General features: G+C 66.7%; 15 protein-coding genes and 3 pseudogenes. 7 read left to right on the top strand and 11 right to left on the bottom strand.

The genetic code is table 11. The annotated features are described in order from the left end of the window. Window positions 1-11 precede the first annotated feature (11 nt). The gene (gene pgi, locus HNP02_RS12285) at window positions 12-1691 is read left to right on the top strand and encodes a glucose-6-phosphate isomerase (protein ID WP_184438586.1); all 1680 of its coding nucleotides are present in this window, start codon (window positions 12-14) and stop codon (window positions 1689-1691) included. Here pgi and HNP02_RS12280 read toward each other — a convergent pair. Next, window positions 1661-2068: a MerR family transcriptional regulator gene (locus HNP02_RS12280; protein WP_184438584.1), complete on the bottom strand. Its 408-nt coding sequence runs from the start codon at window positions 2066-2068 to the stop codon at window positions 1661-1663. The two genes, pgi and HNP02_RS12280, sit on opposite strands and share 31 nt — an antisense overlap. A 47-nt stretch (window positions 2069-2115) precedes the next feature. On the opposite strand from HNP02_RS12280, the gene HNP02_RS12275 reads away from it, so the two are divergent. Further along, window positions 2116-3048 carry an MBL fold metallo-hydrolase gene (locus tag HNP02_RS12275; protein ID WP_309241523.1) on the top strand — a complete coding sequence of 311 codons (933 nt, stop codon included), beginning with the start codon at window positions 2116-2118 and terminating at the stop codon, window positions 3046-3048. A gap of 4 nt (window positions 3049-3052) precedes the next feature. On the opposite strand, the pseudogene HNP02_RS12270 reads toward HNP02_RS12275, so the two are convergent. From HNP02_RS12270 to HNP02_RS12265, 3 genes and pseudogenes are all read right to left on the bottom strand, one after another. Continuing rightward, a pseudogene (locus HNP02_RS12270) lies at window positions 3053-3385 on the bottom strand (hypothetical protein); the annotation flags it as partial. A gap of 48 nt (window positions 3386-3433) precedes the next feature. Next, window positions 3434-3526 (bottom strand): annotated as a pseudogene (locus tag HNP02_RS42635) (transcriptional regulator); the annotation flags it as partial. Window positions 3527-3623: 97 nt separating this feature from the next. Then, window positions 3624-4373 (bottom strand): SDR family oxidoreductase, encoded by a 750-nt coding sequence (locus tag HNP02_RS12265; protein WP_184438582.1) that lies wholly within the window; start codon window positions 4371-4373, stop codon window positions 3624-3626. A 37-nt stretch (window positions 4374-4410) separates the two neighbouring features. On the opposite strand from HNP02_RS12265, the gene HNP02_RS12260 reads away from it, so the two are divergent. Continuing rightward, entirely contained in the window at window positions 4411-4971 is a 561-nt protein-coding gene (locus tag HNP02_RS12260) for a chorismate mutase (RefSeq protein WP_184438580.1), read from the top strand. A 3-nt stretch (window positions 4972-4974) separates the two neighbouring features. Here the strand turns inward: HNP02_RS12260 and HNP02_RS12255 are convergent, their stop codons facing one another. Next, window positions 4975-6018 (bottom strand): aldo/keto reductase, encoded by a 1044-nt coding sequence (locus HNP02_RS12255; protein WP_184438578.1) that lies wholly within the window; start codon window positions 6016-6018, stop codon window positions 4975-4977. A gap of 90 nt (window positions 6019-6108) precedes the next feature. Here HNP02_RS12255 and HNP02_RS12250 point away from each other — a divergent pair, with 90 nt between their 5' ends. Beyond that, complete coding sequence (locus HNP02_RS12250) at window positions 6109-6675, top strand: TetR/AcrR family transcriptional regulator (RefSeq protein ID WP_184438576.1); 567 nt, start codon at window positions 6109-6111, stop codon at window positions 6673-6675. Here HNP02_RS12250 and HNP02_RS42630 read toward each other — a convergent pair. The 4 genes and pseudogenes from HNP02_RS42630 to HNP02_RS12235 all read right to left on the bottom strand — a co-directional run bounded on the left by HNP02_RS42630 (window position 6668) and on the right by HNP02_RS12235 (window position 8435). After that, a complete protein-coding gene (locus HNP02_RS42630; protein ID WP_255506478.1) occupies window positions 6668-7141 on the bottom strand; it encodes a zinc finger domain-containing protein in 474 nt (157 codons plus the stop codon). The two genes, HNP02_RS12250 and HNP02_RS42630, sit on opposite strands and share 8 nt — an antisense overlap. Before the next feature lie 144 nt (window positions 7142-7285). Then, window positions 7286-7531 (bottom strand): annotated as a pseudogene (locus HNP02_RS42625) (DNA-formamidopyrimidine glycosylase family protein); the annotation flags it as partial. 4 nt (window positions 7532-7535) lie between these two features. Next, window positions 7536-7928 carry a rhodanese-like domain-containing protein gene (locus HNP02_RS12240; RefSeq protein ID WP_184438572.1) on the bottom strand — a complete coding sequence of 131 codons (393 nt, stop codon included), beginning with the start codon at window positions 7926-7928 and terminating at the stop codon, window positions 7536-7538. A 105-nt stretch (window positions 7929-8033) separates the two neighbouring features. After that, window positions 8034-8435, bottom strand: a complete 402-nt coding sequence (locus tag HNP02_RS12235) for a phage holin family protein (protein WP_184438570.1) — start codon at window positions 8433-8435, stop codon at window positions 8034-8036. A 104-nt stretch (window positions 8436-8539) separates the two neighbouring features. Between HNP02_RS12235 and HNP02_RS12230 the strand changes: the two genes are divergently transcribed. Both HNP02_RS12230 and HNP02_RS12225 read left to right on the top strand, forming a co-directional pair. Beyond that, the gene (locus tag HNP02_RS12230) at window positions 8540-9541 is read left to right on the top strand and encodes an NAD-dependent epimerase/dehydratase family protein (protein ID WP_184438568.1); all 1002 of its coding nucleotides are present in this window, start codon (window positions 8540-8542) and stop codon (window positions 9539-9541) included. 41 nt (window positions 9542-9582) lie between these two features. Next, on the top strand, window positions 9583-10218 hold the full coding sequence (locus HNP02_RS12225) for a TetR/AcrR family transcriptional regulator (RefSeq protein ID WP_221317476.1): 636 nt from the start codon (window positions 9583-9585) through the stop codon (window positions 10216-10218). Here the strand turns inward: HNP02_RS12225 and cobF are convergent. Further along, complete coding sequence (cobF, locus tag HNP02_RS12220) at window positions 10200-10949, bottom strand: precorrin-6A synthase (deacetylating) (protein WP_184438566.1); 750 nt, start codon at window positions 10947-10949, stop codon at window positions 10200-10202. The two genes, HNP02_RS12225 and cobF, sit on opposite strands and share 19 nt — an antisense overlap. A 121-nt stretch (window positions 10950-11070) precedes the next feature. On the opposite strand from cobF, the gene HNP02_RS12215 reads away from it, so the two are divergent. Next, the gene (locus tag HNP02_RS12215) at window positions 11071-12294 is read left to right on the top strand and encodes a diiron oxygenase (RefSeq protein ID WP_184438563.1); all 1224 of its coding nucleotides are present in this window, start codon (window positions 11071-11073) and stop codon (window positions 12292-12294) included. Here the strand turns inward: HNP02_RS12215 and HNP02_RS12210 are convergent. Beyond that, window positions 12255-13448: an MFS transporter gene (locus HNP02_RS12210; protein ID WP_375373660.1), complete on the bottom strand. Its 1194-nt coding sequence runs from the start codon at window positions 13446-13448 to the stop codon at window positions 12255-12257. The genes HNP02_RS12215 and HNP02_RS12210 overlap by 40 nt on opposite strands. Window positions 13449-13507: the final 59 nt, after the last annotated feature.

Here is a 13507-nt window from a genome sequence, read left to right as displayed (position 1 = left end):
AGGGTCGGGATATGGCCTCAGAGAGTGTTCAAATTCCCGACATCACCGAGACTCCGGCGTGGAACGCGTTGGTCAGCCATCACGATCAGGTCGGCACCAAGACCCTGCGCGAGCTCTTCGACGAGGACTCCGAACGCGGTCGCGACCTGACGTTGACGGTCGGTGATCTGTACATCGACTACAGCAAGCACCGCGTCACCCGCGAGACGCTGGGGCTGCTCGTCGACCTGGCAAAGGCGGCAGGCTTGGAGGCCAAGCGCGACGCCATGTTCGCTGGGGTGCACATCAACACCTCTGAGGACCGCGCGGTGTTGCACACCGCGTTGCGGCTGCCCAAGGGTGCCGAGTTGGTGGTCGATGGCCAGGACGTCGTGGCCGACGTGCACGAGGTGCTCGACGCGATGGGCGACTTCACCGACCGGCTGCGCAACGGCGAGTGGACGGGTGCGACGGGCGAGCGCATCAAGACCGTCGTCAACATCGGCATCGGCGGGTCGGACCTCGGCCCGGTGATGGTCTACCAGGCGCTGCGGCACTACGCCGACGCGGGCATCTCGGCGCGATTCGTGTCCAACGTCGACCCGGCCGACCTCGTCGCCAAGCTCGACGGACTCGACCCCGCCACAACGCTTTTCATCGTCGCGTCGAAGACCTTCTCGACGTTGGAGACCCTCACCAACGCGACCGCGGCCCGGCGTTGGCTGATTGACGGACTCGGCGGCGGTGCCGGACAAGATGCGGTGTCCAAGCACTTCGTCGCCGTCTCGACCAACAAGAAGCTAGTCGACGACTTCGGCATCGACACCGCCAACATGTTCGGCTTCTGGGACTGGGTCGGCGGCCGGTACTCGGTGGATTCGGCGATCGGCCTCTCGGTGATGGCAGTGGTCGGCAAGGAGCGGTTCGGCGAGTTCCTCGCCGGCTTCCACGTCATCGACGAACACTTCAAGACCACACCGCTGGAGGCCAATGCGCCTGCGCTGCTTGGCCTGATCGGACTCTGGTACAACGAGTTCTTCGATGCGCAGGCGCGGGCGGTGCTGCCGTACTCGAACGACCTGGCCCGCTTCGCTGCCTACCTGCAGCAGTTGACGATGGAGTCCAACGGCAAGTCGGTGCGGGCCGACGGCAACCCCGTCACCACCGAAACAGGCGAAATCTATTGGGGCGAAGCGGGAACCAACGGTCAGCACGCGTTCTACCAGTTGATCCATCAGGGCACCCGATTGATCCCTGCCGACTTCATCGGGTTCAGCCAGCCCACCGACGACCTGCCCACCGCCGACGGCACGGGCAGCATGCACGATCTGTTGATGAGCAACTTCTTCGCGCAGACGCAGGTGCTGGCGTTCGGCAAGACCGCTGAGGAGATCGCCGCAGAGGGCACCCCGGCCGCCGTCGTCCCGCACAAGGTGATGCCCGGAAACCGGCCTACCACTTCAATTCTCGCGACCAAGTTGACGCCGTCGGTGGTGGGCCAGCTGATCGCGCTCTACGAGCACCAGGTGTTCACCGAGGGCGTCATCTGGGGAATCGACTCGTTCGACCAGTGGGGTGTGGAGCTGGGCAAGACCCAGGCCAAGGCACTGCTGCCGGTGATCATCGACGACGGCTCCCCGGCCGAGCAGTCCGACAGTTCGACTGACGCGCTGGTGCGCCACTACCGAGTGGAGCGGGGCCGCAGCGCTTGATCGCCGACCAGCGTCGAGCACTCCGGGCACTCGGAGATCACGTGGTGCGTGCACGTCACGATGTGCGCGAGGAACTCGTCGGCGCGCCGTACTCGAGCGAGGTGCTCGGCGAGTTCGGCGCGCTTGAGTTCGATGAGTTCGATGCGTTGCGCTCGGTCGCTCGCGCCGAGTGCACCGATGTCGGCAAGCGACAGCCCGGCCCGTTGGCAGATCTGAATCATCCTGGCCTGGCCGATCGTCTGCTCGTCGTAGGCGCGGTGGCCCGAGCTCAGCCTGCTCGGGCGTAGTAGGCCGACGTCCTCCCAGTGGCGCAGGACGTGTGTCGCCACGCCGAGTGTCGCTGCGGCATCCCCGATGCGTTGCCCATTTGGAGTCATTTTTCGCCCTTTACTTCAGGTCGACCTGAAGTTATAGCTTCGCCCACGTGCCCCAAAACGTGCAATCGCCAACACTCGCCGAATGCTGCGGCGCGCTCATCGGACTCGCCACGGGCGCGTTCCGACCCCGCCGAGCCGATGACCGGTTCATGCGGTCACTGACCGACGCCGGATTGCCCCAGTCCTCCGTCACGGTCTCCGTCACGGCGCTGCGGCAGGTACGCCAGTCGGTCCCTACCTCCTTCATCGTCGAGGGACGCAGGCAGCCGAAACGGATCGGCAATTCGCTCGCATCGTTCGTCGTGACGCACCCACATGCCACCTTCATCGTGGACCCGGGCGTGTGCGTCGACGCCGGAAAGCGGGCCGTCGCACAACTTCCCGCGTTCCTGCGGCCTGCCGTTCGCCCGCCGGACGACGTCGTCCCGACGGTCACGGCCCTGAAGGAATCCGCGATCGGCGCCGGCGGCATCGACTTCGCACTGCCGACGCACGCGCATTGGGACCACGTGTGCGGACTGCTCGACCTTCCCGGCCTCCCCGTGTGTCTCCATCGCAGGGAACAGGATTGGGTCATGACGGGTCCCATCGCGCCGGTGGGAGGTGTCAGGGACTCGCTGCTGGGCCGCACGACCGTCGGCTATGACCTCGACGGACCGCCGGTGCTGACCTTCGCGAGCAGTCATGACTTGTTCGGCGACGGTTCCGTGGTCCTCGTCGACCTTGCGGGGCACACTCCCGGCAGCGTCGGAATCCTGCTGCACACCGTCGACGGTTGGGTGCTCCTTGCCGGCGACGCGGCATGGCACACATGGCAAATCGAGGACATCCGGCAAAAGTCGAGCTACCCCGGCGGCATCGCAGACGTGGATCGTTCGGAGACCTTTCGGACGTTGCATCGCCTGCACGCCGTCAAGGATCGGGTGACCATGGTGCCCACCCACGACCACGACGCCGCTCGACTACTACGCGCGAGCTAGCGAGTTACTCGGGGTCCATGTCCGATCTCGTCCAACCGAGGATCATCGCAGGCATACAGCCGCCGACCATCAACACCGTGAGCGCCATCAGCCCTCCGGCGTAGGCCATGGAGACGTCGGTCCCGCGCGTCATCACCGAACCGATGATCAAGTAGCCGATCGGCAGCAACATCAGGTTCTGCGTCACGGTCAGCCCGATCGAGCGGGCACTGTTCCGCTGTTGGATCTCGAACTCGTCGAGTGCCGCCTCCGGCGCGTCACCCTGGCGCCCGGACACGATCTGCAGCGCCATCCACGACGGGAAGAAAAGCAGACACGCGGGCAACCACAACAGCGGGTGCGATAGGCCTGGTACCGATCGAGGATTGTCGGCTCAATCTGCTGCAGCGAGTTCAACTCGCGTCATCCGCCGCTCGGCGCGCAAGACGCTGATGCGGTTGTGGATGGGGAGTGTTTCCCCACGTCTCACCGGACTCATACAACATATTGTTGGGAAAACCCCCCATGCGATTTGGGCGTGATCAGTGGCGCTCAGCGCAACAAAACACGCCGAAATCGCAGGAGGTGAGGGAGGGTCAGGCGAAGCGTTGGGTGAAGCGCGGGGGCAGCACCTTCATCAGCTCCACCAGCGGCCACCAGGGCCAGGCCGGCACGACGGCGCGGCCCTTCTCCTTCTCGATGGCGTCGACCATGGCCTTGACGCCGGTCTCGTTGTCCACCATGAGCATCGTGGTGGCCGACTTCGCGGTCATCTCGGATTCGATGTAGCCGGGCTCGAGCACCGTGATCTTGATTGGCCCAGAAGGGTATTCGGCCCGCAGCGATTCGCCGAGGGACGTCATCCCCGCCTTGCTCGCGGCGTAGGCGGCCTTGCCGCCGGGCACGCCCTTGTTGCCGAGCACCGAGGACACCAGCACCAGGTGGCCCTTGCCCGCCTTCTTGAACATCTCGAGTGCCGTTTCGATCTGCACCAGACCCGACACCAGGTTCGTCTCGAGGGTGGCCTTGTTGGCCCAGGGCTTGCCGCCGCCGAGCGGATAGCCCTTGCCGATGCCCGCGTTCACGATGACGCAGTCGATGCCCCCGAGCTCGTCGTCCAGTTCGGCGAACACCTTCGGCACGGCCTCGTGGTCGTTGACGTCGAGCGCGGCGACGGCAACCGTGATGCCGGGATGCCGGGCCGTGAGTTCGTCCTTGAGCTCCTCGAGGTTGTCGGTGCGGCGCGCACACAGCGCCAGGTCACGCCCCTTGGCCGCGAACTGGCGGGCCATGCCCGCGCCCAGTCCGGAGCTGGCGCCTGTGATGAGGATCTTCTGCCGGGTCATTGGAGCAGCGTAACCAGAAGGACGATGATGGATCACCGTGAGGCATGCCGTCCTACTCCTCGTCACAACCGTCCTGACCGCGCCGATCGGCGTTGCGCCCATCGCCCGCGCAGACGACCCGAGCCCGCTGTACCGCCTGGTGGATACCGCCGCCCAGCGATTGCAGACGGCGGACCCCGTTGCCGCGTTCAAATGGGTGAAGGGCGGCCCGATCGACGACCCTCCCCGGTCCCGACAGGTGGTGGATTCGGTCGGCATCGACGCGACGAAGCAGGGGATCGACCCGCAGCCCGTGCGGACGATCTTCACCGACCAGGTGCACGCCACCGAGGGCATCGAGTACACCCGGTTCGGCCAATGGAAGCTCGACCCCGCCGCCGCGCCGACGACCGCCCCCGACCTCTCGGCGTCGCGCGCCGCCATCGACGGGTTCAACCACCAGATGGTGACCGAGATGGCGCTGCACTGGGATTCGCTGCGCGGACCCGCGTGCGGCCAGCAACGCGACGATGCCGTGCGTGCCGTCACCGCAGACCGCCAACTCGATCCGCTGTACCAACAGGCGCTGACGTTCGCCACCCACTCATACTGCAGCTAGCCCCTATGACGACGTGGTGAGCTGCGGGATCTGAGCCATGATCTGCTGTGCCGCCGCGTCACTGGAGACGCCCTGGAAGTCGTAGCGCGGCGTGTAGTGCTGTTCGAGTTGCCAGATCTCGTCGCCGGATAGGTCGATGTCGAGCGAGGCGACCGCATCGTCGATCTGCGACGTGCTGCTCGCGCCGACCAGCGGCGCCGCCACCACGGGGTTCTTCCGCAGCCAGGCCAGCGCGATCTGCGCGCGGGACACCCCGCGGCCATCGGCGACGCTTCCTACCGCGTCGATGATTGCGCGATCGCTGTCCTCGGTTGCGGCGTACAGCATGTCGGCGAAGCCGTCGTTGGCCGACCTGGCGGTAGACTCCGCGCGATAGGGGCGGGCCAGCCTGCCTCGGGCCAGCGGACTCCACACGATCGTGCCGACGCCCTCGTCGCCGCACAGCGGCAGCATCTCGCGCTCTTCCTCTCGTGCCAGCAGGTTGTAGTGGTTCTGCATCGACACGAACCGGGCCCAGCCGTGTTGTCGCTGCATATGCAGCGCCTTGGCGAACTCCCACGCGTGCATCGACGACGCACCGAGGTAGCGCACCTTGCCCGCCTTGACGATGTCGTGCAGGGCCTCGAGGGTCTCCTCGATCGGCGTCGACGGATCCAATCGGTGGATCTGGTACAGGTCGACGTAGTCGGTGCCGAGCCGTCGGAGGCTGTGGTCGATCTCGGTCAGGATCGCCTTGCGGGACAATCCCTTTCCGTTGGGCCCGGGGCGCATCGGGTGGCGCAGCTTGGTGGCGATGACGACGACGTCGCGGTCGGCGAAGTCGCGAAGGGCACGGCCGAGGATCTCCTCACTCGATCCCTGCGAGTACATGTTCGCCGTGTCGAAGACGTTGATGCCCGCCTCGAGTGCGTGCTTGACGAGTGGCCTGCTGTCGTCCTCGCCGAGCGACCAGACAGGGTGGCCGCGACTCGGATCGCCATATGTCATGGCACCGATCGCGATGGGCGAGATGTCCAGACCCGTGTTACCAAGCTTGATGTAATCCATGGCCGTCCCTAGAGTGATGCTGTATCGGAGAGTTCTCCGCTTCTCCATCGAACGTATCGGAGAGTTCTCCGTTTAGCAAGAAGGGCCAGCGTGACCGTCGACAAGGGATTGCAGCGCTCCGATGCCGTGCGCAACCGCGAGCACATCCTGCAGGTCGCACACGATGCCTTCGCCGAGTCGAGCGCGACGTCGCTCAATGCGATCGCCAAGCGCGCGGGAGTGGGGCCCGGCACGCTGTATCGGCACTATCCGACGCGGGAGGCGCTGATCCTGGCCGTCTATCAGCACGACGTGCGGCGGCTGGTCAACTCCGTCACCGAGGTGCTCGCCACGCGGGCACCTCTCGAGGCCTTCCAGACGTGGTTCCACACCCTCGCCGACTACGTCAAGGTGAAACACGGCCTTGGCGACGCACTGCAGACCGCAGCCGTCAAGGATGCGATCAACGCCACCTACGCACCGGTCGTGAAAGCCGTGACGACGCTCCTCGACGCTTGCGTGGCCGACGGCAGCGTGCGCGACGGTCTCGACCCCGACGACGTGCTGTTACTCATGGGATTCCTGTGGCGGGTGTCCGACGACCCAGCCGGAAAAGAGCAGGCCCGCCGGATGATGGACATCGTGATCGACGGGATGCGACCCGTCGAAACTACTTGAGCAGCTTGGACATCCGCCGATCGGCCAGGACCTTGCCGCCCGTCTGACAGGTCGGGCAGTACTGAAACGACTTGTCCGCGAAGGACACCTCGCGCACGGTATCGCCGCACACCGGACATGGCAGTCCCGTGCGGGCGTGTACCCGCAGCCCCGAACGCTTCTCACCCTTGAGGGTGGCGGCGCCCTGCCCGACCGATCGCGTGACCGCATCGGTGAGCACCGAGATCATCGCGTCGTGCAGGGCGGCGAGCTGGGCGTCGGTGAGCTTGCCCGCGGTGGCGAACGGCGACAGCTTCGCGACGTGCAAGATCTCGTCGCTGTAGGCGTTGCCGATACCGGCGATCACCTTCTGGTCGGTGATCACGTTCTTGATCCTGGCGCTGTTGCCCTTGAGCGCCGCCGCGAGGTCGTCGGGGCCGAGCGACAGGGCGTCCGGACCGAGGGCGGCGATCTGCGGAACCTTCATCGGATCGTCGACCAGCCACACCGCCAGTCGTTTCTGGGTGCCGGCCTCGGTGAGGTCGAAACCGGGGTCTTCGCCCGGCTTGCCGAGGTGCACCCGCAGGGCGATCGGCCCCTTGCCGGGTTTCAGCGGCGCCGGGCTGAGCTTGTCCGACCAGCGCAGCCAGCCTGCCCGCGACAGGTGGGTGATGAGATGCAGTTCCCCGCATTGCAGGCCGAGGTACTTGGCCCACCGGTTGGCGCCGGTGACGACCTGGCCGTGCAGCGCCGAGATCGGTGGGTCGAAGGTCTTGAGCACCGACAACGCGGCGACGTCGACACGCCCGACGGTTAGGCCGACGGCGTGGCGGCGGAGGTGGTCGGCGAGCGCTTCGACCTCGGGCAGTTCGGGCACTCCCCTAGTGTGCCGATCGCCGCGCCCGGGTGTCTACGTTCTCGCGGTTGCCGTGCCGGTCCTGCCAGGCGGCGAATCCGCCTGCGAGGTAGTAGACGTGGCGATAGCCGAGGCGAGTCAATTGCTGGGCGGCGGGGATGGCGCGGTGCGACGAGACGCTGCAGACGACGATCTCGCAGTCGCAATCAAGCCAGGAGATCCGTTGCGGTGACTGCGGATTGAACTGCTCCACGATGGCGCCGGACTCGATGACGACCGCGTCGGGGATGCTGCCCTGGTGGCGGGCGACCTGCGGGCGGATGTCCACGAGCAGAGCTCCGGCACCGCAGCGGCGGCGCGCCGTCGCTGCCGAGATGGGCAGCGGAACCGCCTTCGGCGGAGCAATGGACGAGGACATGAAAGCCATCGTCGCCGGGTTCCGGCGCGACGACAGCGGGGCAGGCGCCTACGTTCCCGACGACCGGTTGGGGGACCCCCGATGGGGGAACGGCCGCATTGGGGGCTACCTGTCGGCGGTGCGCTTGACGTCGGGTACCAGCAGCGAAAGCACCCAGCTGACGATCGACAGCACGATCGCGGCCCAGATCGCGGTCCACCAGAAGTCGTCGATGTACAGGCCCCAGTGGGTGGTGGTCTCGGTGATCCAGGACGTGATCCACAACATCAACGCGTTGATGACGATGTGGATCAGGCCGAGGGTGAGGATGTAGAGCGGTATCGAGATGAACTGCACGATGGGCTTGATGACCGCGTTGACCAGCCCGAAGATGACGGCGACCACGAGGATGATCCCGACCCGCTGCAGGGTCGAGTCGCCGCCGACGAACTCGATGCCCGAGACGACGAGCGTGACGACCCACAGCGCGAACCCGGTCATTCCGGCCCGAAGGAGAAATTGCCCCATGCGGGTGATCCTGCCATGGTCGACATGAATAAGCGGAGATGCCAACTCCGTTTGTCTGCTAACGTGAGAAATCGGAGGACCTAGCTCCGTTACGAGGAGTCGACATGACCGAGACCGTTCTGGTGACCGGTGGCACCGGCTACATCGCCGGATGGTGCATCACCGACCTGCTCTCGCGGGGTTACCGCGTACGAACCACCGTCCGGGACACCGCACGGGAAGCCGTCGTGCGCAGCGCAGTGGCCAGCGTCGTCGAAGCCGAGGACCGCTTGAGCTTCGCCGTCGCCGACCTGACCTCCCCCGCCGGCTGGGACGCCGCACTCGACGGAGTGGACTACGTGCTCCACGTCGCATCGCCACTGTCGGGCGACGACATGCTCACCCCGGCTCGCGAAGGGGTGCGCAACGTACTGAGCGCCGCCACAAATGCCGGGGTGAAGCGCGTGGTGATGACCTCCGCAGCCAACGCAGCCAGCCCCTCGTCGTACACCGAAGTGGGCGTCACCGACGAGACCTTGTGGACGGACCCAGAGGATCCGGCGATCATCCCCTACCGTCGCTCCAAAACCGTTGCAGAGAAGGCGGCTTGGGACTTCATGGCATCGTACGACGGCCCGATGACGCTGGCGACGGTCCTGCCTGGCGCGGTGTTGGGACCGATCCTGTCGACCGATTCGATCGGCTCGGTGCAGATCATCGAGCGCATGCTGAAGGGGTCCATGCCAGGCAGCCCGCGCATCGGACTGGAGATCGTGGACGTGCGTGACCTCGTCGACATCCACATCCGCGCGATGACCGCTCCCGAAGCGGCTGGTCAAAGGTTCCTTGCCACTGGCGAATTCACCTGGATGAGGGAGATGGCCAGGACGCTGCGCGACGGGCTCGGCCCCGCGGGCGCGAAGGTGTCGACGCGGCAGCTGCCGGACTGGGTGGTGCGCTTGACGTCGGTGTTCGACAAGTCGCTGCGCGATATCAGCGTGTCGCTCGGCCGACGCAACCGCCACACCACCGAGAAGGCCGCCCGCCTCCTGGACTGGAGGCCCCGCCCCGCCGCGCCGACCGTAATCGACTGCGCCAACAGCCTCATCGCTCACGGCGTGGTCTGACGGTGGCCACCAAGCGCGAGCGTCCCATCAGGAGTGACTCCGTGCGCAACCGCGCACTGCTGGTCGAATCGGCCCGAAAAGTGTTCGCCGAACGCGGTTTCGGGGCCACGCTGGACGACGTCGCCCGGCACGCGGGTGTCGGCGTCGGCACGGCGTACCGGCACTTCGCGAACAAGCAGGCGCTCGCCGCGGAGGTGCTGACCGAGGCCACCGAGGCGATCGTCGCCGATGCACGACGGGCGTTGACGATCGAGGACCCGTGGGAGGCCCTCGTCGACTTCTTCGAGCACACCGCCGAGCGACAGGCCGCGGACCGCGGCCTCTACGAAACACTGACCGGACAGGGCGACGCCGAAGGGCAGGCCCGGATCTGGCCGGACATCATCGCCGCGGTCACCGAGTTGTTCGAGCGGGCGGCCAGGGCCGGCGTCGTCCGCGCCGACGCGACGCCTCAGGACGTCGCCGCCCTTCTGGTCATGATGGGACCCGCCTACGAGATGACCCGCCGCATCGGGCCGCAACTGTGGAAGCGCTACCTGCACCTGATGCTCGACGGGCTACGCGCGACCGACCGTCCGGCACTCGAAGTCCCCGCGCCGCCGCTCGACGCCGTGGAGGCGATCATCAACGTCGGCAAGTTCACGCCCGGCGCCAAGGGTCACGGCCGCAACAAGTAGGTGTCCATGATCCAGCCGTGACGCTCGCGGGCTTCGGCTCGGACCGCGGCGATGCTCTCGCCCACCTCCCCGACCGTCCCGGCGACCAGTACCTCGTTGGGCGTGCCGAGGTAGGCGCCCCACCAGATCTTCGTCTCCGGTGGGCACCCGAGAAACGCGCAGTCACCGTCGAGCATCACCACCGCAGCACTGGACAGGCCCTCGGCGCGCAGCCGTCGGCCGGTGGTGATGAGCACGGGTTCGCCGACCTCGTTGAGCGGGATCCGGTGTCGCGCGGTGAGCGCCTGGATCGCGGTGATGCCAGGGATGACGTCGAACGCGAGGTCGATGCGACGCGCAACCAGATCGAGGATGCGCAGCGTGCTGTCGTACAGCGACGGGTCGCCCCACGCCAGGAACGCGCCGACGCCGTCGTCGGGCAGCTCGTCGGTCAGGGCCCGCGCCCACACGTCGGCGCGGGCGGCGTGCCAGTCGGCGACGGTCTGCAGATACGCCGGATCATCGGCCGCGACCCTGGCGCGGGGCGGATCGGGCAGTTCGACGAACCGGTAGTCGGGTTCGCCGATGAACCGGTCGCAAACCTCGCGCCTGAGCGCCACCAGGTCGTCCTTCGATTCGCCTTTGTCCATGACGAAGAACACCTGGGTGTCGTTCAGCGCCACGATCGCCTGGGCCGTCACGTAGTCCGGGTCGCCTGCGCCGATTCCGATGACATGGATCCGCCGCGTCACGTCACCCTTTCTTCCTGCGGAAACGCCCACGAACCGCAGGTACCCGATACCCGGGGTATTGACAACTCGTGCGGGGCATAATTACGTTTTAGAGCATAACGTCAGCGAAGGGACGTCAACGATGACAGCCTCGGTGAAGCCAGCCAACTCTTCTACGCGCGAAGAGTTCTCAGAGCGTTTGCTGAAGGGGTCGGTCAAGAAGTCCTACGAGCCCATCGTCGACATCGACTGGGACGCGCCGCTGGATCCCGACAAGTTCTTCCTGCCACCCAAGGTGGTGTCGCTGTACGGAACGCCGTTGTGGGACGGCATGACCCGCGAGCAGCAGATCGAGCTGTCCCGGCAGGAACTGGTCAACACGCTGTCGGCGGGCATCTGGTTCGAGAACATCCTCAACCAGGCGTTGTTGCGCGACATGATGCACAAGGACCCCACCGACCGGGCGACGCACTATGCGCTGACCGAACTGGGCGACGAGACCAGACACATGGTGATGTTCGGCAGGGCCATCGAACTGGTCGGCGCCAAGCCGGTGCGACCCCGGCTGTACCAGCGCATGATCATCAACGCACTGCCCCTCACGTTCAAGGGTTCGTTGCTGTGGGTGGCCGCGCTGATCGGCGAGGAGATCTTCGACTCGTTGCAGCGCCAGATGATGGACGATCCCGCACTGCAGCCGATGGTGCAGCGGCTCATGCGAATTCACGTCACCGAAGAGGCCCGGCACATCCAGTTCGCGCGGGACGGGCTACGCAGGCGCGTTCCGGAAATGCCGTGGATCAGCCGCTTCTGGGTGGCCAACCTCAACGGCGTCGGCGGCCTGTTCTTCCGGTACCTGTTCACCGCCAAGGTGCAATACCGCCGCGCCGGCCTCCCCGCCCGAGCCGCGCGTCGCATGGCACGCCGCAGCCCGCACCGACACGACGTACAGGTCATGGGGTTCGCGCCGCTGGCCGCATTCCTGGACGAGATCGGGCTGATGGGTCCCATTGCGCGGCGGATGTGGAAGCGCACCCACTTCATGGCCGGCCCGGTCGCGGACGTGGCTGACACGGATGCTGACGGAGCACTTGAAGATGACGACGAGGTGTATGACGGTCCTGCGGTGCTCCGCATCGGCGAGACCGACTACTCCACACGGGTCCGGCTGATCGGGCATCTCGATCCGATCGACGGCCTGTACCACTGGCAGGGAACGGCTTTCGATGCCCTGCCCGACGACGTGCTCAAGCAGCCCAAGGTGTCGCTCACCGTGGGCGGGCGGACGGTGCAGGCCCGCATCACCGAACGCACGCCGCAGGGCATCTACGGGGTGAGCGGCGTGGGCAGCCCACCCTTCGCCTGACGATCGCGGAAGCCCACCGCCAACAGCACGACCGCGAACACGGCCCCCACGGCACCGGAGACGAGCAACGGAAGCGTGCCGTCTTCACCCCAGGCGAACCCGGCCCACAGGCCTGCCGCAAGTACCGCGAACCCTGTCGCGCCCTGGAAGACGCCTTGTGCGCTGGACTGCACGTCGGACCCCACCAGCGACGAGATCCACGCCTTGCCGACGCCGTCGGTGCAGCCGGTGAACAAGCCGTACGCCCCGATCAGCAGCCACGCCGCGAGCGGATCGTCGGTCAGCCCGAGTCCGCCGTACCCGATCGCGAAGAACACCAGCCCGATGCCGAAGACCGCGGGGCGCGGTATCCGATCGGCGAGCAGGCCTGCCGGGTAGCTCGACAACGCGTACACGGCGTTGTAGCCGACGTAGGCCAGGATCACCTCGGGGACCGAGAAGCCGATCTCGTTGAGCCGCAACAGCAGAAGCGCGTCGGGGAAGTTGACCACGGCGAATGCCACCAGCAGCATCGTCACCCGCCAGTACCCACCCGGCAGGTCGCGGACCCGGGAGAACATCCCGACCCTGACCGCGGCCACGACGCGACGCGGCTCCCTGGCCAGGAACACCAGCGCGACGCTGAGCACCGCCGGGATCACCGCGACCCACAGCAGCGGCGCGATCTGGTGATCGAGCAATTCGTAGCCGGCCAGGCCGATAAGTGGACCCACCACCGCGCCGAAGGTGTCCATCGCCCGATGGAATCCGAACACGCGGCCGCGGGCTGCGGGGTCAACGTCGGAGACGAGCAAGGCGTCGCGGGGCGCGCCGCGCAACCCCTTGCCGAGGCGGTCCACCATCCGTCCGGCGAGCACGCCCGGCCAGGCGGCGAACGCCGCCACCATGACCTTGCCAAGGGCGGCCATACCGTAGCCGGTGGCGATGAGCGGGCGGCGGGCGAAGCGATCCCCGAGCGGACCTGAGGCCAGCTTGGTCAGTGACGCCGCGCCCTCGGCCGCGCCCTCGATGGCGCCCACCACGGCGGGCGGCGCACCGAGCACGGCCGTCAGGTAGATCGGCAGAAGCGGATAGAGCAGCTCACTGGCGGTGTCCTGCAGGAACGACACTGCCGAGAGCACGCGCACGTTCCGGGTCAGCCAAGGCGCGCGCACCTGATCCATCATGCCGCAGGCTCGACATCGCAGAATTAGAACGTGTTCTAGTATCGAGT

This window comes from Mycobacterium sp. AZCC_0083 (assembly GCF_014202335.1).
In the GTDB taxonomy this organism is placed as follows: Bacteria; Actinomycetota; Actinomycetes; order Mycobacteriales; family Mycobacteriaceae; genus Mycobacterium.
This window is presented reverse-complemented; position numbering and strand designations above follow the sequence as displayed.